Here is a 20,270-nt window from a genome sequence, read left to right as displayed (position 1 = left end):
ACGAGAAGGATTATACGAGCATTAATTAATCTCACCAATCTATTATTCCGATAGTTAAACCCGGATCACGCTTTAATAAAGGGTAATAAAAGCGCCCCCGGAAATAACTAAACAACCTATCAGTTAAATATTATTCAAAATCAGCATTATTAGTTTCCGGCATACGCATATATACCACCAGCGAAATGAGTGCCGCCAGAGCAACATAGAGCCAGATATAATTAATAAAGCCGTTGAAATGCATCCAGGTTGTCACGTAAGGCGCGGTACCGCCAAAAATGGCGACTGCCAACGCATAGGGCAACGCAATGCCGGTTGCACGCACTTCCGGGGAAACTGTTCGGCCATGATTGCCGCACAGTTGCAGGAATAGCCGAGCAGGAAAACAATGCCCGCCAATTGCACAAACAGCAGGCTCCAGAAGTTATTGCTCAACATGGCCAGCAGCGGATAAGAGAACAGAATAAAGCAGACGGCAAAGGCGCCGAGCGTTTTCTTGCGCCCAATCCGGTCAGACAGCATGCCCGCGAACGGCAACAGCACCATAAACACGGCAATGCTGATCGTTTGTGACAAAAACGCCTCTTTCAGCGGGATCCCGGTGGTAATGTTGGCGTAGGTCGGCAAATAGTTGAGCCAGATATAATAGGTCAGCGTCCCGGCAATCGTAATGCCCGCCACGCGCAGCGCCGCTTTCGGATGATGAAAAATCATCGCCTTCAGTGGATGAACTTTCGAGGTGACCGCCGGTTTGTGGCTGACGAACGACTCCGTTTCGTTGACGCTGACGCGCAGCCAGATACCAATCAGCCCCAATGCCGCGCCGACCAGAAACGCGGCGCGCCATCCCCAGCTCAACAAAGCGTCCGGTGACAGGAACCAGGTAAAGACGGTGCCCATAAAGGAGGCGATCAACGTGCCGCCCGCCACCGAAACCTGCTGCCACGAACCGGCAAACGCACGACGCCCCTTGCCCGCCGATTCCACCAGCAGGGCAGAAGAGGCACCAAACTCACCGCCCGCCGAAAAGCCCTGCACCAATCGGCAGACCAGCAGAATCGCCGTTGCCCAAACGCCAATGACCGCGTAGCTTGGCGTCAACGCCATCACCAGCGCCGAACCCGACATCAGCGCAATCGACAGAATCAGCCCTTTCTTGCGCCCAAACTTGTCGGCATAAGAGCCTAGAATGGCCGCGCCAACCGGACGCATGATAAATCCGATGGCGAAGAAGCCCAGCGTGGTCAACAGGCTGGCCACACTGTCGCCCGCCGGAAAAAACTCCTGCGAAATAATTTTGACGAAGACCGCATAAAGCCCCCAGTCGACCCATTCGACGACGTTGCCAATCGCGGCGGCAAACACGACTTTTCTTTGATGTGCCGTAAACTTGTGCGGCGATGCGACCGTTGTATCGGGTGTGGCTACCATCTAAACCCCCTGAATGCATTGAAATTATCTAAAAATGTGTCCCCGTGTTGACGTCTCAATTTTGCAAAGCGTTTAATTAATTATTATTTTTAAGTTGTTTACCCACGTGCGTTGCCAATCCCGCGTGTGTGGTAAACCAGATGCCGTCGTGTGACGTAATGTGCTGCATCAATTCGTCAAGAATCACCATTCTCGAGCGGTGACCAATGACGTGCGGGTGCATCGTCAACTGGAACACGCCGCCTTCCTGATAGGCCTGATTGAATTCATCAATCCAGATTTCCAGCACGTCACGCGGTTTGGTATGCGGACGAATGGAGTTGAAGCGGTCCATCGTGAAGTACGGGGCATCGTCGCGGATCCATTCCACCGGGATTTCGACTACACCCGTCGCCACGCCCTCTTCAATCAGTTCATAAGGTTCGTCATCCGCCATCAGCGAGGAGTCATAAATCAGCCCCATTTCGCGGATAATGCGCAGCGTGTGCGGCGAATAGTCCCACGATGGCGTTCGAATCCCGACCGGACGCACGCCGGAAGTCTTCTCGAGCACATCGGCGGCGCGAAGCATCAGGTCGCGCTCGTTCTCGTAATCCAGCAGGGAGTTGCGCTCGTGGATCCAGCCGTGAATCCCGACTTCGTGGCCCGCCGCCACATAGGTTTTGCTTTCATCGGGACGCAGCAACGCGCACACCGCAGGCAGATAAAAAGACGCGGGTGCGCCGTATTTTTCCAGGAGAGTGAGAATGCGGCCAATGCCGAGACGAGCGCCATATTCACCGGCGGCCAGACGTCCCGGCGAGGTTTCGCCGTCGCGCAGGGGAATGGTTTCATGATCGCTGTCGAAAGAGAGCGCTACGGCAATCTTGTTGTTATCGGGCCATGCGGCTTTAAGGGGCTGTCCGGCGCGGACTTTGTCAACATAGCCACGCCATTCGCTTTCCGGCCAAGTCCAGGGTTGTGACATCTTGCAGTTCCTCGGAGATTGAACACAGGTGAAAAATCAATTCGTGCTTTTTTCTGTTGCCGCCGTCTCGAAGCACCACAACGGCTGTTGTATGCTGGCGAGATTGCGGTAAAAATCATCAGACAATTCTGTTTTAAATTGTCTGACGAAAAAACGCAAATTGTATTCTTGTGGAGAATTTCTGAGCATGTCGGAACAAAAATTAAACGTGAGCGCCAGAGAGATGGTGGAGGACCGGATTCGTTCGGGCATCGCCGTCGGCGATTTTTTACCCGGCGAGCCGCTGCGCGAGCGGGAGATCTGCGAGTTGACGGGCGTCAGCCGCAGCGCGGTGAGGGAGGCTTTTCGCAGTCTGGAAGCGGAAGGCCTGATAACGACCGTGCGTTATCGCGGGCCAATGGTGTCGCAGTTGTCGATTGAAGAAGTGCACTCGATTTACGAGCTGCGCGGCATTCTCGAAAGCGCCTGCGCGCAACTGTTCACCCAGCGGGCCACGGCCGAACAACGCGCCAGCCTGCGGGAGTCGGTCGAAGAGATTGGCCGGGGTCACGCCACGCAGAACATGGTGCTGGTTATCAATGCCTCCGAGAAGTTCTATCAGGTGTTGACTGAGGGCACCGGCAATGTCGCCATCGGGCAGACGCTGTTTTCCCTGCTGAACCGGCTGGCGCTGTTCCGCTTCTCTTCCACTCGCTGGCCCGGACGCGCCGAAAAAGCATGGCCGAACTGCGGGCCATTATCACGGCCATCGAGGCGAATGACGCCGACACCGCCGCACTGCGCGCCGTCGAGCACACCGTGGCCTCCGGCGAGATTGCGCTTCTGGTCATCGAAGAGCGCCAACGCGGCGCACAGGCCAGCGGACGTGGCCGCGCAAGGAAAACCGCCCGAGCACAAGGGTAGATCCAGCGGACGTTTTACCGCATTATGTAACGCATCATTTTTGCCGGTCGAAAACGCCGCCATACCGCACGTTTCGGCCTGCAACTGGCTATTTTTACGTCTGATTTATCCCTTGATCGGACGCCTTAACATTTAGGGTATGTTTGCACATGGCAGAAACCGCCTCATTTATTATTTACGGCATCAAGAATTGCGATACCGTCAAGAAAGCGCGCCGCTGGCTGGAAGAAAACGGGGTCAATGCCCGGTTCCACGATTATCGCGCGGATGGCCTGGATGACGCGCTTATCCAGACGCTTGTCGACAAACAGGGTTGGGAAGCGCTGCTGAATACGCGCGGCACCACCTGGCGCAAGCTGGACGACGCCGAGCGTACTGCCTGTAATAACGCCGACGCGGCCAAGGCGCTGATGCTCGCGCATCCTGCCGTGATCAAACGTCCTTTTCTGCTTGCCGCCAGCGGGGAATCGCTGCTCGGTTTCAAACCTGAAAGCTATGCGCAATTTGTTGCGGAGGTGAAGTAAATGATTTGTCCGGTTCTCGATCTTGCGCAGCAGCTGATTCGCCGCCCTTCTCTCAGCCCTGAAGATGCAGGCTGTCAGGAGATGCTGATTGCCCGTTTACAGGCGATTGGCTTTCATATCGAACCCATGAACTTCGGCGATACCCTGAATTTCTGGGCCACGCGCGGCGAAGGCAAGACGCTGGCCTTTGCCGGTCATACCGACGTGGTGCCGACCGGCGATGCCTCGCTTTGGATAACACCGCCGTTCGAACCTGCGCTGCGCGACGGCATGCTGTTTGGTCGCGGTGCGGCCGACATGAAAGGCTCACTCGCCGCGATGGTCGTCGCCGCCGAGCGTTTTGTGGCAGCCAATCCGCATCACAAGGGGCGTCTGGCGTTTCTGATTACCTCCGACGAAGAAGCCAGCGCCGTCAACGGCACAGTGAAAGTCGTGAAGGCGCTGATGGCACGCAACGAGCGCATGGATTACTGTCTGGTCGGCGAACCGTCCAGCACCACCCGCGTTGGCGATATCGTCAAAAACGGGCGTCGGGGCTCCATGACCGCCAACCTGCAGATCCACGGCGTGCAGGGCCACGTGGCCTATCCGCATCTGGCCGATAACCCGGTGCATCGCGCGCTGCCTGCCCTGAATGAACTGGCCGCCACGGTCTGGGATGGCGGCAATGAATTCTTCCCGCCGACCAGCATGCAGATTGCCAACATCAATGCCGGAACCGGCAGCAACAATGTTATCCCGGGTGAGCTCTATGTGCAGTTCAACTTCCGTTTCAGCACCGAATTAACCGATGCCTTGATCAAGGAACGCGTCGCCGCGCTGCTGGATAAACATCAGTTGCATTACACGCTGAACTGGGTCGTTTCCGGTCAGCCGTTCCTGACGCCGCGCGGCGCGCTGGTGGATGCCGTGGTCAACGCCGTGCAGCACTACACCGAGCACACGCCCGTGCTTGAAACGACCGGTGGCACCTCCGACGGGCGCTTTATTGCGCAGATGGGCGCGCAGGTGGTGGAACTGGGGCCGGTCAATGCCTCGATTCACAAGATCAACGAATGCGTCAGCGCGGCGGATTTGCAACTGCTCAGCCGCATGTATCAGCGCATTATGGATCAACTGGTAGGATGATTGACGTCGCCGCGCTGACCGGACGCTCCGCCGCGCATCTGGTTGAACTGGTCGATGGCCACCGCTTGCAGCCCGAAGCGGTGGCGGCATTTCGTCGACTTCAGACGGCGGCCGCGCAGGCCGGATTCAATCTGCAACCGGCCAGCACATTTCGTGACTTCGATCGGCAACTGGCTATCTGGAATGGAAAATTTCGCGCGCAGCGACCAGTATTAAACAGTGACAGTCAGCCCGTGGACATCTCATCGCTCAATGATGCAGAGCGTGGCGAGCTGATTCTGCGCTGGTCGGCCCTGCCCGGCAGCAGTCGTCACCATTGGGGAAGTGATCTGGATATCTACGATCCCGATTTACTTCCCGAAGGTCAAAAATTGCAGCTCGAGCCGTGGGAGTACGAAGCGGGCGGCTATTTTTATCGGCTCAATCAGTGGCTGACCGAGCATATGGCGGCGTTCGGCTTCTATCGTCCGTTTAGTCAGGATACGGGCGGCGTGGCAATCGAGCCCTGGCATTTGAGTTATCGTCCTCTGGCCGAGCAGTGTGAGCGCGTGCTGACACCTGACGTTTTACAGGCCGCCTGGCAAGGGGTCGATCTCGCGGGTCATGACTGGATTGTCAGCCAGCTTGAAAGAATTTTCACGCAGTATGTCGTGAATAACGGGTCGCAAGGCCCACAAGAATAACCAGTAAGGGAGACGTATTATGGAATGGATTAAAGATTACTGGTGGATAGTGCTGATCGTTCTGGCCGGCATTCTCATCAGTGGCATCAAAGAACTCAACCGGGTCGATGTGAAAGCCTATCTCAAGGACAAACCCGAGATCCCGCCACATCGCGACAACAACGCCGAATGGGATGACGACGACGACTGGCCGAAGGACAAGAAAAAGTAAGCGCCCGTCCCGTTCATGGCGAAATCACCACGCCTTGCGAGAACGTATCGCAACCGCCAGACGGCAGGGTCATCCCCTGCCGTTTCTGTCTTTACAGAATGCCTTGTTACTCTGCCTGCAATCTCTCGATGGCGGTTTCAATCATCTGCGGGTTGATGCCGTGCGCCACTTTCTGCGCCAGATCCAGCGTGTTGGCACACCCCAGCGCCGTGAGTCGTTCTGCCGCGATAACCGCATTATTGGCGGCGATGACGGGATCACTGGTGCCGTGGATAAAGTGAATGCGGGTGCCGCTTGCAATAGGGCTTTCCGGCAAACGGGCGAAACGTCCGCTAAACGATACGATGCGCCCTGCCAGATTCTGCTCTACCTTCGTGGATTCCAGCGACATAATCGCGCCCTGTGAAAAGCCGATCAGCACCGTATTCTCGGGCGTGACGGCACATTTCTGCTGCCAGTCGCGCACAGTCTTGATAAACAGCGGCATGGCGTCGGCAATGCGCCGATGACGATTCTCTTCCGTGACACCCTGCACCGAAAACCACTGGCGACCCTGCCCTAAATCACAGGCAAAGGGACTGCCGATGCTGACTATCAGCGCGTTGGGGAAACTTGCGGTAAAATACCGGCCGATTTCCCCCATCGACACCGGATTGTCTCCCACGCCGTGAAACAACAGGATAAGTTTTTCTGCCGCCTGCGGCGGTTGCTGGACGATAACCTGATCCGGACTCATGATGATTCTCTGCTTGATGAATGAGGGGTGCAGCGCGATGACAGGCTGCCGATACAGCGACTATACACCGCTGAAAATTCAGGAAAATAGGGTTTTATTGAAAGAGTTGTACTGATTTTTTCACGGTGACGCCACAGGCTGCGCAAAACGCTGCCACGCCGACGTCTGCGAGGCATCGAGGTGTTGCAGCGCCTGCCGCGTTTCATCGCGATACTGTTTCAGCAGGGCTTTTTTACCGCTCAGCTTGCATTGGGCGATGATGGCGGCGCCCTCCAGCCCGAGTTCAAGACGGGCACGCAGCGCCGGTAGCGGCAATGGCGAAAGACTCAGTAATCGGCACAAGGCGCTTTGGCTGCTGTCGAGTGCGCGGCTGGCGAAGGCGAAACCGGCCAGTTCACGCCAGTCGGCCTCCTCCAGTGAGGGCGCTTTTTCGGCCTCCGGCTGCGAATGTCCGTCAACCAGGCAGCGGGCCACGTCGGCCGGGATCTGACGTGCATTGCGCGTGAATTGCCGCACAGCCTCATCGCAAAGGCGAGTACCGGCGTCGCTCAGCGGCAACATTGCCATGGCGGCATAACATCCGCTGCTGGCTTCGCGCTGATTGCCCACCCGCACCATGCGAAAGCCGCAATGCTGCCAGAAATGCCACAACGAGGGGGTAAAACCAAAACTCACCGAGAGATAATCTCTTCCTTCACGCGCCGCCTGAAGGCGCTGCGCCGCCACCAGCGCAGAGGCGATGCCCTGCCTGCGGCTTGCGGGCGCAACCGCGATACGAGTGATACGCCGAGAAGACATGAGCGCCGCAGACGCAAACCCGCCGTGGGCGGCCAGCGACTGCGCCACCAGATTACCGCGCGGCCGCCGACGTCCGGCCCACACTTCGTGCGCCAGCGCAGCATCCAATCCGCCTTCATCCACCAGCCACAGCGCGGCCGCGATATCTTCGTCCCTAAGCGCTGCGGAGAAGCTCATGCCCGGCGCATCAAGCAAACGGCGCAGATCCAGCGGCGAGGTGCGGTAATGGGCGCGGGTCAAAAGATGATAAAACGCCTCAAGCCGCGCCGGATGCTGCGTCCAGAGATCGGCGGTAAAGTGTTCGATGCGCAGCGGCCGGGGATCGTTAGGCGGCAGCGCCTGAGGATCGGGTTCATTGAACAGTAAAACCTTGTCCAGCAGCGTTTCCAGCGGATCGCCTTCGGCCCAGCGGATAGGCGCGGTAAGCCGCAGATCCTGCCAGTTCGGCAATGAAGCACAGAATTTCAAAACAAAGCCGCGTCCGGTGCCTTCGTAGCCCTGAACGGTGGTCGTCAGCAAGACCCGCGGGAAAAAGGCTATCAGGCGCGAGAGCAACGGGGTCGGGATGGCCGCGGCTTCATCAATCAGCAACCAGTCGGCGTCGGCCGCATTGCCCTGTTCGAGATGCGCGAGCAGTGCGTCAGGTGCCCAAAACATCGCGCCCTGCCCGCTCTGCTCCTCGAGCCGACTGCCCGAAGCCCGGCTCGGCGCAGTCAGCCAGCAGCGCCCCGGCCACTGTTGCACCAACATGCCCGAAAGCGTCGACTTGCCGCGCCCGCGTGCGGCGGTCAGCACCCAGACGCCATCTTCGGCCTGTAACAGCCGGTCCAGAATCGCCTGCTGGTGGCGGGTCGGTTCGCCGTGCGGCGGCTGCCAGTGCGGGGCATCGGTCAGCAGACGGGGAGTAAATGCCTGCTCTTGTCGCCAGACAAGCGCCTGCGGATCGGCGTGTATTTCCCGGCAAAAACGCTGAATAAAGCGGGGAGTGGCGATGGCGTCGGGCTGTTCGCTCCAGCGGCGGCTGTCGAGGTCCAACGTCGTCGGCCAGTTCTCGCCAGTCGGGTACCAGTAACAGCAGCCAGCTTCCGGCCTGTAACACGCCGCTGAATGCCGCCAGCGCCTCGACGTTCAAACCTTGTCGCGCATCGAACACGCCGTGCAAAAGGCCTGCCCGAGCAGCTGGTTAGCCGACTCGGGTGACACGGTGCGACGATCGCTTTGCACATCGGGGCTAATCCATAGCCAGTCGCCCGCCATCGTTGCCGCTATCTGACGCGCCTGCTGCGCGCTCCAGGTCGCGTCACCGCTGATTACCAGCAGCCGCCGCACGCCGTGGCGCTGCATCTGCCGCTGACAGGCAACAAGCTGTGTCATCCCTTCCTTATCGCGCATTTTCTCAGGACTTGCCGACCATGAGCGACAATAACCCGGCGGCAATCAGCGGTCCGACCGGCACGCCCTTGAAGAAGGCGACGCCCAGCACCGTGCCGACCAGAAGACCGGCGACCAGCTGTGGCTGTGATCCCATGAGCGTGACGCCGCGTCCACCCAACCACGACACGCCGACCCCGACCACGATAGCCAATATCGATTTCCAGTGCATGAACGAGTGAACCAGCGCGCTTGGCGTAATTCTGCCGTTGGCAATAGGCACCATCACGCCGATGGTCAGGATGATAATTCCGAGTGTCAGGCCATATTTTTCAATCCACGGGAAGAAGGCGTTAAGCGGCGTAATGCGCACCGTGAGCAGGAAAAACATGGCGATGGTCACGGCAGAGTTGTGGCTGATGATACCTAAACCGGCGAACACCAGCAGAATAAGCAGGGTTGGATCGAGAAAGGCCATAAGATTCCCAAGGTAAAAAACTTTTTCAAGATTGAAGTCGCAGCAAGGCGGCCAGCGTAAGCACCTCGGAAGCTTACACAACTCCGTGACCAAGGTGAATATGCGCAGGCGGGAACACGGCGGCGGGAGAATAAAAAAACGTTATATTCCCGAAAGATTTTCAGTCACCGCGAAGCGGCAGGGTTATCCATCCCCCGGCGCATACACCGGTAAGCAACGGGGATGGATAAACGCTGCCAGCAATGCTGTGACTGAAAAGATAATGGGATACCCATCAGCGGGCAGCGAAGGTATCACACTGCTGCATGTTCCCACTGTCATAGCCGCGCTTGAACCAGTCGTAACGCTGCTGCGAGGTACCGTGGGTAAAGCTGTCGGGCACGACGCGTCCCTGACTCTGCTGTTGCAGGCGGTCATCACCGATGGCGCGCGCCGCGTCCAGCGCCTCTTTCAGGTCGCCGGTTTCCAGCACCTGCTCCTGCTGCATCGCGTGTCCCCAGATACCGGCGAAACAGTCGGCCTGAAGTTCGAGCTTGACCGACAGCCGGTTGGCCTCGGCCTTCGACGCGCCCTGCTGCATTTCGCGCATCTTGCGCTCGATACCGAGGAGATTTTGTACGTGGTGCCCCACCTCATGCGCGACGACATAGCCCTGCGCAAAATCGCCGCCCGCGCCGAGTTTGTCTTTCAGTTCCTGATAAAATGATAAATCGATATAAACCGAGCTGTCGGCCGGACAGTAGAAAGGTCCCATGACGGATTGGCCGGTGCCGCAGCCTGTGCGGGTTGCACCGCGATACATCACCAGTTTGGGTTCACGATAGGTTTGGCCGTTCTGCTGAAAAATCTGCTTCCAGACGTCTTCGGTCGACGCCAGCACCACCGAGGTAAATTTGGCATCACGATCGTCCGTGGGGCTTATCGAGGTAGGCGCTTGCCGTTGTTGATATTGAGAGGGGTTTTGCGATTGTCCGCCATCGATAAGACCCGTCAGGTCGACACCGTAATAACCGGCAATCAAGACGATGATAACGATAACGATACCGCTTTTGCCACGAAGAGGAATACGCATTCCGCCCATGCCGTTGCCGCCGGAACCACTGCTCTGGGAACGACGATCCTCTACATTGTCGCTTTCACGACGCCCTTGCCACCGCATATATCACCTCCGCTGTTTTTGTAACTCTAGTTAACAAGACGCAGGAATACCACTGGCAAAGAAGAGATTAGGACGAAAGCCTCCGCGGACGTCAGGTGAGCCGTTGACAATCCGGGAGGCGTAATCGTTTGCGCGTTAAAGCTAAAAAAGATTAGTCTAATTTAACGCCAATACGCTTCGCGACTTCTTCATAGGCTTCAATCAGGCCGCCGAGGCTTTGACGGAAACGGTCTTTGTCCATCTTCTCGAGAGACTGGGTGTCCCACAGGCGGCTGCCGTCTGGCGAGAACTCGTCGCCCAGCACCACTTCGCCCTTGTACAGACCAAATTCCAGCTTGAAGTCGACCAGAATCAGACCGGCATCGCCGAAGATTTTGCTCAGCACGTCGTTCGCCTTGTAGCTCAGCTCTTTCATACGCGCCAGATTCTCTTCGTTAACCCAGCCGAAGGTCTTGCAGTAGGATTCGTTGACCATCGGGTCATGCTTGGCATCGTCTTTCAGGAACAAGTCAAACAGCGGTGGATTCAGTACCAAACCTTCTTCAACGCCTAAACGCTTAACCAGGGAACCGGCAGCACGGTTGCGGATAACGCACTCAACCGGCACCATTTCAAGGTTTTTCACCAGCACTTCGTTGTCGGACAGCAGACGTTCCATTTGGGTAGGAATGCCGGCTTCTTCCAACTTCTCCATGATGAAGTGGTTGAATTTATTGTTGATCATGCCTTTACGGTCGAACTGCTCAATACGTTCGCCATCCAGTGCTGACGTATCATTACGGAACTCCAAAACCAGCAGGTCTGGGTTTTCGGTGGTATAGACGGTTTTCGCCTTTCCGCGATACAACTCAGCTAACTTTTGCATCTTAACTTACTCCAGTGATATGACGTGTTGGGTAAAACATGGAACTTCTTGCTTGCCGGAAATTCGCGTCCGCCGGAAACGGACGAAAGCAAAAAGGGGCCGAAGCCCCTTCGTGTATTACTCGCTTGCCGCGCTGCTTCTGTTGAAGGCCGCCTGCATCACCGCCACCATCGCGTCGTTCTGCGACTGGGTCAGTGCATGTCCTTTCGGATCAAGGAATTGCAAACTACTGCGGTTGTTCAGGTCGCCGACCTGAATCTTGTAGTTGCCCGACACCAGCTCAGGATCTTTCGCTCCGAGCGTGTCCCAGGCATCGCTGCCGAGTGGAGAGTACTTGGCAGTCAGGTTACCCTGTGGACGGCTGCTGTCGGTCACTTTCATGCCAGCTTTCGCCAGGGCAGCCGGCAGACGCTCCCATACGGAACCGTAAGGCGCACGTACGATAAGCACCGGAAGACCGGTATCGTCGGCGCCGCTCTGCACGTCGATTTCACCCAGCTTGCGGTTGTCGAGACGGTTTTGCTCGTCCTGCTGCAGTTTACCCAGACCGCCGGTGATGGAGTTCATCATCTGGCTGGTGTAACGCTGCTGCTCGGCGGCGGTCGTGACGGTTTTGCCCTGCTGCTTCAGCTCAAGGGTTTTCACCGTCAGCGCAGTCTGATAACCCTGCGATTTCACGCTAATCTGGTAACGGCCTTCGTACTGGAAGTCTTCATCGGCACGGTTCCACTGCACCATGTCGGTGGTCAGCGTCTGGTTCGCGTCATCGCGGCTGGCAATCTTGTAGCCGCTTCTGCTGAACGATGGTGACCACGTGCGACCACAGATTGCTGTTCTGCGCGCTGTTTTCAAGCATCACGGTGCCGGTGTCTGCGCTGTACTGTGCACGGGAACCGTTAACCAGCGCCAGAGGCTGCATAGGAGGACGAATATCCAATGCCTTGCCTACCGCGCCTTTGGCACTGGAAGGAGGAACATCGTAGGTTCCGTTTTGCAGAGGCAGAATCATGCCTTCCGGGGTTTTGAGCTCTTTCAGCGGCGCAGCTTCAAGATAGGCTTCATCGCCGCTGACCTGGCGCTTGTAGCGTGAATCGTTGGAGCAGGCTGCAAGCAGCATAATCAGGGAAAGTCCCACAACTTTTGCTACCGTCGATTTTTGAAAACGTGGTTTTGTTAATGAATAGCTCATCAATTATCCCTAAAAGTAATATCCCCTGCGTTGTAGGCACACACGTGCCGGCAACAGAGGGTTATAGCAAACCGGCCTTGTTTAGTGCATCTTCCACTATCGGACGAGCAGCATCGGTCAGCGGCGTCATTGGCAGACGCACTGTATCGGTTGCTATCAATCCCAGCGCCTTGCAGGCCCATTTCACAGGGATTGGGTTTGCTTCTACAAACAAATGCTGATGCAACGGCATCAAGCGCTGATTTAAACGGCGCGCTTCGGCAAAGTTGCCTTCCGCTGCCAGACGGCAAAGTTCGACCATTTCGGCCGCCGCGATATTGGCGGTCACGGAGATAACCCCCTTGCCACCCAGTTGCATGAAGTCCAGTCCTGTAAAGTCGTCACCGCTCAACAGAATGAAATCTTCATCTTCAACCAGCACTTGGATCTGGCTAACGCGACTTAAGTTCCCTGTTGCCTCTTTGCAGGCAACAATATTTTTTAATTTTGCCAAACGCGCGATGGTCGCAGGCAGCATATCGCAGCCGGTACGAGACGGTACGTTGTAAAGAATTTGCGGCAGTGCAGTGCTTTCGGCGATGGCTTTGAAGTGCTGGTAAACCCCTTCCTGAGTAGGACGGTTGTAATAAGGCGTGACCGTAAGGCAGCCTACAACACCAGAATTTTCAAAACGTTGCGTCAGCGCTATCGCTTCTGCGGTAGCGTTTGCGCCTGTCCCTGCAATGATAGGGATGCGGCCATCGGCCAGATCAAGGGTCTGCATGACCACGTCAGCGTGCTCGTCATGGCTCAAGGTTGCAGACTCGCCGGTCGTGCCCACGGAAACGATCGCCGCAGTACCACTGGACACATGATAATCAATCAGTTTTTTCAGACTCGCGCGATCGACGGCACCCTTGTCGTCCATCGGCGTAACCAGAGCAACAATACTTCCCGTAAACATTGATCTTCCCCTCCACAAACAGGTGACTCATGGTACTTTTGACACCTGGGCAAAGCAAGCAAACAACGTGACGTAAGCGCCCGCCAACCCGTTTTTTTCTGTATACCGCCAATTTACCGCCCTGCCATTTTCAATTTCATGCGGGTTTTTACCCTATGCGGGGTTTTTGCAGTTGAAATGGTTTTTCTGTTTGCGATAGTTTTCATGTCTGCGATAGTAAGTCTCACAACAGGGCATGACAGGAAGGGCTATTTTGTCACAACCACAACAACAACATTATCTGGTGATTACCGCGCTGGGTGCCGACAGGCCGGGTATCGTCAATACCATTACCCGTCAGGTGAGCAGCTGCGGTTGTAATATCGAAGACAGCCGTCTTGCCATGCTGGGCGAGGAATTTACCTTTATCATGTTCCTCTCGGGAAGCTGGAATAACATTGCGCTTATCGAGTCTACCCTGCCGCTCAAGGGCGCCGAGCTTGAACTGCTGATCGTGATGAAACGCACGACCGCACACGAACGCCCGGCGATGCCCGCGACCGTGTGGGTCAAGGTCGAGGTGAAAGACTCGCCGCACCTGATTGAACGCTTCACCGATCTGTTCGATAGCCACCAGATGAACATTGCCGAACTGGCCTCGAAAACCACGCCCCGCGACGCGACGCGCGATGCGCAACTTTCCATCCAGATTACCGCGCACAGCCCGGCTAATAATGATGCGGCAATTATCGAGCAAGCGTTTCATAAGCTATGTACAGAATTGAACGCACAGGGCAGTATTAACGTCGTCAGTTCTACTCAGCCTGAAGATAAACCTCAGTAATAAAAATTCTGGAGAATAACAATGAGCCCACTGAAAGCCGGAGATACTGCGCCGCAATTTAGTTTGCCGGATCAAGACGGTGAACAGATTAATCTGGCCGACTTCCAGGGACAGAGAGTCCTGGTCTATTTTTACCCGAAGGCCATGACGCCAGGCTGTACCGTTCAAGCCTGCGGCCTGCGTGACAACATGGATCAGTTGAAGGAAGCCGGGGTTGAAGTGCTGGGAATCAGCACCGATAAACCCGAAAAACTGTCGAAATTTGCCGAGAAAGAGCTGTTGAATTTCACCCTGCTGTCCGATGAGGACCACAAGGTATGTGAAGCCTTCGGCATCTGGGGTGAGAAATCCTTTATGGGGAAAACCTATGACGGCATTCACCGCATCAGCTTCCTGCTCGACGGCGATGGCAAAGTTGAAAAAGTCTTCGATGACTTTAAAACCAGCAACCACCACGACATCGTGCTGGCCTATGTGACCGGACAATAATCCTCCGGCGCATTTTCCCCTCGCCCGCCGCGCGCGTGAGCGAGGGGAAAACCTTACTCCTTATTCTCGATATTCACCGTCTCGTTCTGTAGCTCGTCAGGCCAGGCGTGGTACACCGCCTTCACAAGCGTTGCCAGCGGAATGGCAAAAAATACTCCCCAGAATCCCCACAGACCGCCAAAAATCACCACGGCAAGAATGATAACCAGCGGGTGCAGATTGACCGCCTCCGAAAACAGCAGCGGCACCAGCAAATTGCCGTCAAGCCCCTGCACCACCAGATAGGCAATGATAAGCGTCCAGAAATCGGGTCCGACTCCCCACTGGAACAGCGCGACCATCACGACCGGAAGGGTAACCAGCATCGCGCCGATATACGGAATAAGCACGGAAACGCCGACCAGCACGGCCAGCAGCAGCGAATAGCGCATCCCCATAAACAGAAACACCAGATAAGTCGCGATGCCGACGACTATCATCTCAAGTACCTTGCCGCGAATATAGTTGGTTATCTGCTGATTCATTTCGGTCCAGACCAGCCCTGCCAGACCGCGCTCTCTCGGCAGCACGCGACGGACGGCGCTCAGCATCTGGTTTTTATCCTTGAGCAGAAAGAACACCATCAGCGGGACAATAATCAGGTAAATCGCCAGCGTTAACAGGCCCACCAGTGACGCGAGGGAGTATTTCACCACCGACTCGCCAACGCCTGAAATCTTGGCGCGCAGGTTGTCGGTCATCATGTCGAGAATGCCCGCATCGACCAGCGCCGGATAGCGTTTCGGCAACGTCGCGGCCAGTGCATAAACCCGGTTGAGCATGCTCGGCAGGTCAGCCAGCAGATTCACGCCCTGCTGCCAGGTTAGCGGGGCAACCACGAACACCAGCAGCATCACGATGCCGGTAAAAATCGTCAGCACAATACACACGGCGAGCGTGCGCGAGCAGCCCAGATGCTGCAACCGCACGGTCGGCCATTCCAGCAGATAAGCCAGCACGATAGCGACCAGCAGCGGGGCCAGTATGCCGTTGAAGAAATAGAGGATACAAAAACCGGCCACCAGAATCGCCAGCAGCGCGATGGCTTCGGGGTCGGTAAATCGGCGACGGTACCATTGCAATAACATGTCGAGCATCAGTATTAACTCCTAAAATCCATTACCCTATCGCTGACGCAGTTGTCGCAGATATATCAGGCTGAGGGGTGCCAGCATTGTCACGCTTGAATAAACTTACGTTCTTCAGTACAAGACGTGATACGGCCTTTTCGAATCTGCCTGTGGTCGAAACCTTATCACGGATGACCGACGACAGGTTTTTTGCCAACACTTTCACCCATGTTTAACAAAGGTATTTATGGCAATGCGCTTAAAACTGAAGTTGAGCAAGATGGCAACGCGCCTGACGGCGTGCGGTTTGCTGGTCTCCACGCTCGCGACCGGTTTTCCGCTCGCGGCCCACGCCGACCCCGCCGATCAGCTTCCCGATATGGGCACCACGGCGGGCGGCACCCTGACTATCGATCAGGAACCGCAAATGGGCGATTTCTATGTGCGTCAGTTGCGCGGCAGCGCCCCGCTTATCAGCGATCCTCTGCTCAACGAATACATCAACCAGCTCGGCAATCGGCTGGTCGCCCACGCCTACTCCGTGCGTTTCCCGTTCCATTTTTTCATCGTCAACAACGATCAGCTCAACGCGTTTGCCTTCTTTGGTGGCAACGTGGTGCTGCACTCGGCGATATTCCGTTTTGCCGATAACGAAAGCCAGCTGGCCTCCGTGCTGGCGCACGAAATTTCCCACGTAACCCAGCGTCACCTGGCCCGCGCGATGGAAGACCAGAAACGCAATTCTCCTCTGACCTGGGTCGGCGTATTAGGTTCCATTTTGCTGGCGATGGCGAGTCCGGAAGCGGGCATGGCCGGACTCACCGGCACGCTGGCCGGCACCCAGCAGGGCCTCATCAGCTTTAGCCGCGGCAATGAAGAAGAAGCCGACCGCATCGGGCTTCAGGTGCTGCAACGCAGCGGTTTTGACCCCGAATCCATGCCGAACTTCCTGCAAAAGCTGGCCGACCAGTCGCGCTATTCCAGCAAGCCGCCGGAAATGCTGCTGACTCACCCGCTGCCAGACAGCCGACTTTCCGATGCACGAAACCGCGCCAATCAAATGCCGCACATCGTGGTGCAGTCTTCGCAGGATTTCCTGTTTGCCAAGGTGCGCATTCTCGGCATGTACGGCACGGAAGACCATCCCCTGACCGACGATTATCTGAAACAACTGGGCAACGGCAATATCCGCGAGCAGAATGCCGCCCAGTATGGACGCGCTATCCAGTTTTACCGTGCCAAAAGCTATACTCAGGCGCGAAATATCCTTGAGCCGATGCTGGCCAGGGAGCCGGGCAATGTCTGGTATCTCGACCTGCTCACGGATATCGACATCGATCAGAAACGTGCTCCGCAGGCCATCGCCCGACTGGAAAAAGCCAACGCCGCCACCAGCAAGGACGCGGTGTTGCAGCTCAATATGGCCAACGCCTACATCGAAGGCAACGAGCTGGCAAAAGCCAGTCGGCTGCTTTACCGCTACACTTATGCTCATCCAGACGATCCCAACGGCTGGGATCTGCTGACGCAGTCCGTCGCACAACAGGGACTACGACCGCAGGAGCTGGCCGCCCGCGCCGAGAGCATGGCGCTGGTAGGCCGTCTCGATCAGTCGATCAGCATGTTGAGCAGTGCCAGCGATCAGTCGAAACTGGGCAGTCTGGATCAGGCGCGCTACGACGCACGCATCGATCAGTTGCGTCAGCTGCAAAAACGCTTCCAGCAGTATGTAAAAGGCTGACAACGCTGAAGAGCGATAAAATAAAGAAAGGAGAAGCCAATGGAACACGATGTCGCGATTTACCACAATCCCCGTTGCAGCAAAAGCCGCGAGACGCTGGAACTGCTTGAAGAAAAAGGCATCAAGCCCGATGTGATTTTATACCTCGAGACACCGCCGTCGCTCGACACGCTGAAATCGTTGCAGCAGAAACTGGGGTTTTCTTCGGCGCGTGAAATGATGCGCAGCGGCGAGGAAGTCTATAAAGAGAAAAATCTCGCCGATACCCACCTGAGTGAAGAGCAGCTGTTGCAGGCTATCGCAGACAGTCCGCGTCTGCTCGAACGCCCCATCGTGGTCGCCAACGGCAAGGCGCGGCTCGGCCGTCCGCCGGAACAGGTGCTGGAGATTCTTTAGGCCACGCTAGAGATTGAGCGTTTCTTTAACAAAGGGAATGGTCAATTTGCGCTGGGCGGTAATCGACGCGCGATCGAGCTGATCGAGGGTCATGAACAGGGTGCGCATCTCGCGATCCAGACGTTTTAGCAAAAAACGTCCAACGTCCTCGGGCAGCTCGAAGCCGCGCAGTTTGGCGCGCACCTGCAACGCCTGCAATTTTTCATCGTCTGAAAGTGGCTGCAGGCGGTAGATTTGCCCCCAGTCGAGGCGCGAGGCCAAGTCCGGCAGGCCGAGATTCAACTGGCGCGGCGGACGATCGCCGGTAATGAACAGACGCGTGCGGCCGGTTTCGAGGATACGGTTATAGAGGTGGAAGATGGCGGCTTCCCAGGCTTCGTCGCCGGCAATGCCCTGAATATTGTCGATGCAGACCAGCGCCAGTTGCTCCATGCCATCGAGCACTTCCGGCACAAAATAGGCGCGTTTGTCGAGGGGGACATAGCCTACTGCTTCACCGCGCAGCGAAAGTTCGGCGCAGGCCGCATGCAGCAAATGGCTGCGACCGCCGCCTTCACGCGACCAGAAATAGATGTAGGTGCCATGTTCCTGCTGCAACGCAGTCTGGATAGCGGAGAGCAGCGAGGTGTTTTCTCCCGCATAAAAACTGGCAAAGGTTTCGTCGTCGGGAAGATAAAGTGGCAGGGAAAGCTGTGCCGGCGTATTCAGAAGCACCTCAACCAAAACGGGTCTTCAGGCAGACCTGTTTTAAAAAACATCAGGACAAATAATCAATCGTGGAATTCTATCATAGGATCCGTGAAGAATTGAACTTTCGACGCGCTAAACGCCTGCAATTCAGCCGACCTACCGGGCAAAGCGCACTCTGCCCGGTATTTTTACAAAACTAAGGGATCACACAGACGGCGGCGTGCGCTCGTCGGGAACATCGATAATCTCTTCTTCACCACGATACACGTCGATAAGCTTGAACAGCAGACTCAGGAACACGCCGACCACGGTCGCCAGCGCCATGCCCTTCAATTCGGCCGCGCCGATGTGCACTTTCGCGCCGCTAACACCGATAATCAGGATTACCGAAGTCAAAATCAGGTTTTTCGGCTTGTTGTAATCGACTTTCGATTCGATCAACACGCGAATACCCGATGCGCCAATCACGCCGTACAGCAGCAGCGACACACCGCCCATGACCGGTACCGGCACCGCCTGAATGGCCGCCGCCAGTTTACCGACGCACGACAGCAGGATCGCCAGAATCGCCGCGCCGCCGATAACCCAGGTGCTGTAGACCTTGGTAATCGCCATGACGCCGATGTTTTCGCCGTAGGTGGTATTCGGCGTGGAGCCGAAGAAACCGGACAGCATGGTCGACAGACCGTTTGCCAGCATGGAACGGTGCAGGCCGGGATCACGCAGCAGGTCTTTCTTGACGATGTTGGCGGTGACCACCAGATGCCCGACGTGCTCGGCAATGACCACCAGCGCAGCAGGCAGAATCGTCAGAATGGCGACCCATTCGAAGCGCGGCGTGTAGAAGGTCGGCAAGGCAAACCAGTGCGCCTTCTCGATGGCCGAGACATCGACCACGCCCATGAAGTAAGACAGCGCATACCCCACCAGCACGCCAATCAGAATAGGGATGATGGCCAGAAAACCGCGAAACAGCACGGAGCCGAGTACGGTGACGGCCAGCGTCACCACGGAAATGGTAACGGCGGTGCTGTCTGCCGCCACGCCTTCCGCCGGCAGCAGACCTGCCATATTGGCCGCCACGCCTGCCAGTTCAAGCCCGATAACCGCGACAATCGCGCCCATCGCCGCCGGAGGGAACATCACGTTTATCCAGCCTATTCCCGCCTTCTTGACGATAAGCGCCACGATACAAAACAGCAAGCCGCAGACGATAAACCCGCCCAGCGCCGCTTCATAGCCCATCGGCAACAGCAGCAATACCGGTGAAATAAATGCAAAGCTCGAGCCGAGATACGCCGGAATCTTGCCCTTGCAGACAAACAGATACAGTAAGGTGCCGATGCCGTTGAACAGCAGCACCGTCGCCGGATTGATTTTAAACAGGATGGGCACCAGCACCGTCGCGCCGAACATGGCAAACAGATGCTGAAAACTCAGGGGAATAGTTTGCAGGAGCGGTGGGCGCTCGCTCACCCCGATAACACGACGGGTCATGGACTGATCCTCAATAAATAATGAAGCTTATCTTTAATGAACAATTAACGGCTCTTCATCGTTCGAGTGGCCGTGCGAGGATAACCCACGCCACGGCCTCGCGTATGACGAGTAAAAAAAGCCGACTTTTCAGTCGGCT

Annotated in this window: 19 protein-coding genes and 2 pseudogenes; 9 read left to right on the top strand and 12 right to left on the bottom strand. The window is 56.5% G+C overall.

Going from position 1 to position 20,270, the window contains the following annotated elements; translation table 11 throughout:
- Positions 1 to 252 precede the first annotated feature (252 nt).
- Positions 253 to 1,431, bottom strand: coding sequence for an MFS transporter (locus O1V66_RS01035; protein WP_269128033.1), 1,179 nt, complete (start codon positions 1,429 to 1,431; stop codon positions 253 to 255).
- A gap of 76 nt (positions 1,432 to 1,507) precedes the next feature.
- Positions 1,508 to 2,398, bottom strand: a complete 891-nt coding sequence (locus O1V66_RS01030; protein ID WP_045049239.1) for a polysaccharide deacetylase family protein — start codon at positions 2,396 to 2,398, stop codon at positions 1,508 to 1,510.
- Positions 2,399 to 2,585: 187 nt separating this feature from the next.
- On the opposite strand from O1V66_RS01030, the gene O1V66_RS01025 reads away from it, so the two are divergent.
- The 5 genes from O1V66_RS01025 to O1V66_RS01005 are packed head-to-tail and all read left to right on the top strand — an operon-like array spanning position 2,586 to position 5,847.
- On the top strand, positions 2,586 to 3,437 hold the full coding sequence (locus O1V66_RS01025; RefSeq protein WP_269128032.1) for a GntR family transcriptional regulator: 852 nt from the start codon (positions 2,586 to 2,588) through the stop codon (positions 3,435 to 3,437).
- Positions 3,438 to 3,450: 13 nt separating this feature from the next.
- Positions 3,451 to 3,825 (top strand): ArsC family reductase, encoded by a 375-nt coding sequence (locus O1V66_RS01020; RefSeq protein WP_045049240.1) that lies wholly within the window; start codon positions 3,451 to 3,453, stop codon positions 3,823 to 3,825.
- The gene (gene dapE / locus O1V66_RS01015; RefSeq protein ID WP_045049241.1) at positions 3,826 to 4,953 is read left to right on the top strand and encodes a succinyl-diaminopimelate desuccinylase; all 1,128 of its coding nucleotides are present in this window, start codon (positions 3,826 to 3,828) and stop codon (positions 4,951 to 4,953) included.
- Positions 4,950 to 5,636, top strand: a complete 687-nt coding sequence (locus O1V66_RS01010) for a M15 family metallopeptidase (protein WP_045049242.1) — start codon at positions 4,950 to 4,952, stop codon at positions 5,634 to 5,636. Before dapE ends, O1V66_RS01010 begins: the two co-directional genes overlap by 4 nt.
- A 19-nt stretch (positions 5,637 to 5,655) precedes the next feature.
- Positions 5,656 to 5,847: a YpfN family protein gene (locus tag O1V66_RS01005; protein WP_045049243.1), complete on the top strand. Its 192-nt coding sequence runs from the start codon at positions 5,656 to 5,658 to the stop codon at positions 5,845 to 5,847.
- 106 nt (positions 5,848 to 5,953) lie between these two features.
- Here the strand turns inward: O1V66_RS01005 and ypfH are convergent, their stop codons facing one another.
- The 7 genes and pseudogenes from ypfH to dapA all read right to left on the bottom strand — a co-directional run bounded on the left by ypfH (position 5,954) and on the right by dapA (position 13,386).
- Positions 5,954 to 6,583: an esterase gene (gene ypfH / locus O1V66_RS01000; RefSeq protein WP_045049244.1), complete on the bottom strand. Its 630-nt coding sequence runs from the start codon at positions 6,581 to 6,583 to the stop codon at positions 5,954 to 5,956.
- Between the two features lie 120 nt (positions 6,584 to 6,703).
- A pseudogene (locus tag O1V66_RS00995) lies at positions 6,704 to 8,755 on the bottom strand (tRNA(Met) cytidine acetyltransferase TmcA).
- 22 nt (positions 8,756 to 8,777) lie between these two features.
- The gene (locus tag O1V66_RS00990; protein ID WP_045049246.1) at positions 8,778 to 9,230 is read right to left on the bottom strand and encodes a DUF441 domain-containing protein; all 453 of its coding nucleotides are present in this window, start codon (positions 9,228 to 9,230) and stop codon (positions 8,778 to 8,780) included.
- Positions 9,231 to 9,504: 274 nt separating this feature from the next.
- Positions 9,505 to 10,389 carry a KPN_02809 family neutral zinc metallopeptidase gene (ypfJ, locus tag O1V66_RS00985; RefSeq protein ID WP_045049247.1) on the bottom strand — a complete coding sequence of 295 codons (885 nt, stop codon included), beginning with the start codon at positions 10,387 to 10,389 and terminating at the stop codon, positions 9,505 to 9,507.
- 151 nt (positions 10,390 to 10,540) lie between these two features.
- Positions 10,541 to 11,254 (bottom strand): phosphoribosylaminoimidazolesuccinocarboxamide synthase, encoded by a 714-nt coding sequence (purC, locus tag O1V66_RS00980; RefSeq protein WP_045049248.1) that lies wholly within the window; start codon positions 11,252 to 11,254, stop codon positions 10,541 to 10,543.
- 117 nt (positions 11,255 to 11,371) lie between these two features.
- Positions 11,372 to 12,443 (bottom strand): annotated as a pseudogene (gene bamC / locus O1V66_RS00975) (outer membrane protein assembly factor BamC).
- Positions 12,444 to 12,504: 61 nt separating this feature from the next.
- On the bottom strand, positions 12,505 to 13,386 hold the full coding sequence (gene dapA / locus O1V66_RS00970) for a 4-hydroxy-tetrahydrodipicolinate synthase (protein ID WP_045049250.1): 882 nt from the start codon (positions 13,384 to 13,386) through the stop codon (positions 12,505 to 12,507).
- 235 nt (positions 13,387 to 13,621) lie between these two features.
- Here dapA and O1V66_RS00965 point away from each other — a divergent pair, with 235 nt between their 5' ends.
- Both O1V66_RS00965 and bcp read left to right on the top strand, forming a co-directional pair.
- Complete coding sequence (locus O1V66_RS00965) at positions 13,622 to 14,209, top strand: glycine cleavage system transcriptional repressor (protein WP_187329829.1); 588 nt, start codon at positions 13,622 to 13,624, stop codon at positions 14,207 to 14,209.
- Positions 14,210 to 14,230: 21 nt separating this feature from the next.
- Positions 14,231 to 14,698: a thioredoxin-dependent thiol peroxidase gene (gene bcp / locus O1V66_RS00960; RefSeq protein WP_045049252.1), complete on the top strand. Its 468-nt coding sequence runs from the start codon at positions 14,231 to 14,233 to the stop codon at positions 14,696 to 14,698.
- A gap of 53 nt (positions 14,699 to 14,751) precedes the next feature.
- Here bcp and O1V66_RS00955 read toward each other — a convergent pair whose 3' ends face one another.
- Complete coding sequence (locus O1V66_RS00955) at positions 14,752 to 15,834, bottom strand: AI-2E family transporter (RefSeq protein WP_045049253.1); 1,083 nt, start codon at positions 15,832 to 15,834, stop codon at positions 14,752 to 14,754.
- Between the two features lie 253 nt (positions 15,835 to 16,087).
- On the opposite strand from O1V66_RS00955, the gene bepA reads away from it, so the two are divergent.
- A complete protein-coding gene (bepA, locus tag O1V66_RS00950; protein WP_330873486.1) occupies positions 16,088 to 17,548 on the top strand; it encodes a beta-barrel assembly-enhancing protease in 1,461 nt (486 codons plus the stop codon).
- Positions 17,549 to 17,587: 39 nt separating this feature from the next.
- Positions 17,588 to 17,944: an arsenate reductase (glutaredoxin) gene (gene arsC, locus O1V66_RS00945; RefSeq protein ID WP_045049254.1), complete on the top strand. Its 357-nt coding sequence runs from the start codon at positions 17,588 to 17,590 to the stop codon at positions 17,942 to 17,944.
- 6 nt (positions 17,945 to 17,950) lie between these two features.
- Here the strand turns inward: arsC and hda are convergent, their stop codons facing one another.
- Together hda and uraA are read right to left on the bottom strand one after the other, a co-directional pair.
- On the bottom strand, positions 17,951 to 18,658 hold the full coding sequence (hda, locus tag O1V66_RS00940; RefSeq protein WP_045049412.1) for a DnaA inactivator Hda: 708 nt from the start codon (positions 18,656 to 18,658) through the stop codon (positions 17,951 to 17,953).
- 180 nt (positions 18,659 to 18,838) lie between these two features.
- On the bottom strand, positions 18,839 to 20,131 hold the full coding sequence (uraA, locus tag O1V66_RS00935; protein WP_045049255.1) for a uracil permease: 1,293 nt from the start codon (positions 20,129 to 20,131) through the stop codon (positions 18,839 to 18,841).
- Positions 20,132 to 20,270: the final 139 nt, after the last annotated feature.

The organism is Rouxiella chamberiensis, assembly GCF_026967475.1.
In the GTDB taxonomy this organism is placed as follows: domain Bacteria; phylum Pseudomonadota; class Gammaproteobacteria; order Enterobacterales; family Enterobacteriaceae; genus Rouxiella; species Rouxiella chamberiensis.
Note: the sequence above shows the minus strand (reverse complement) of the source record. Positions and strands in the feature narration are given on the sequence as shown.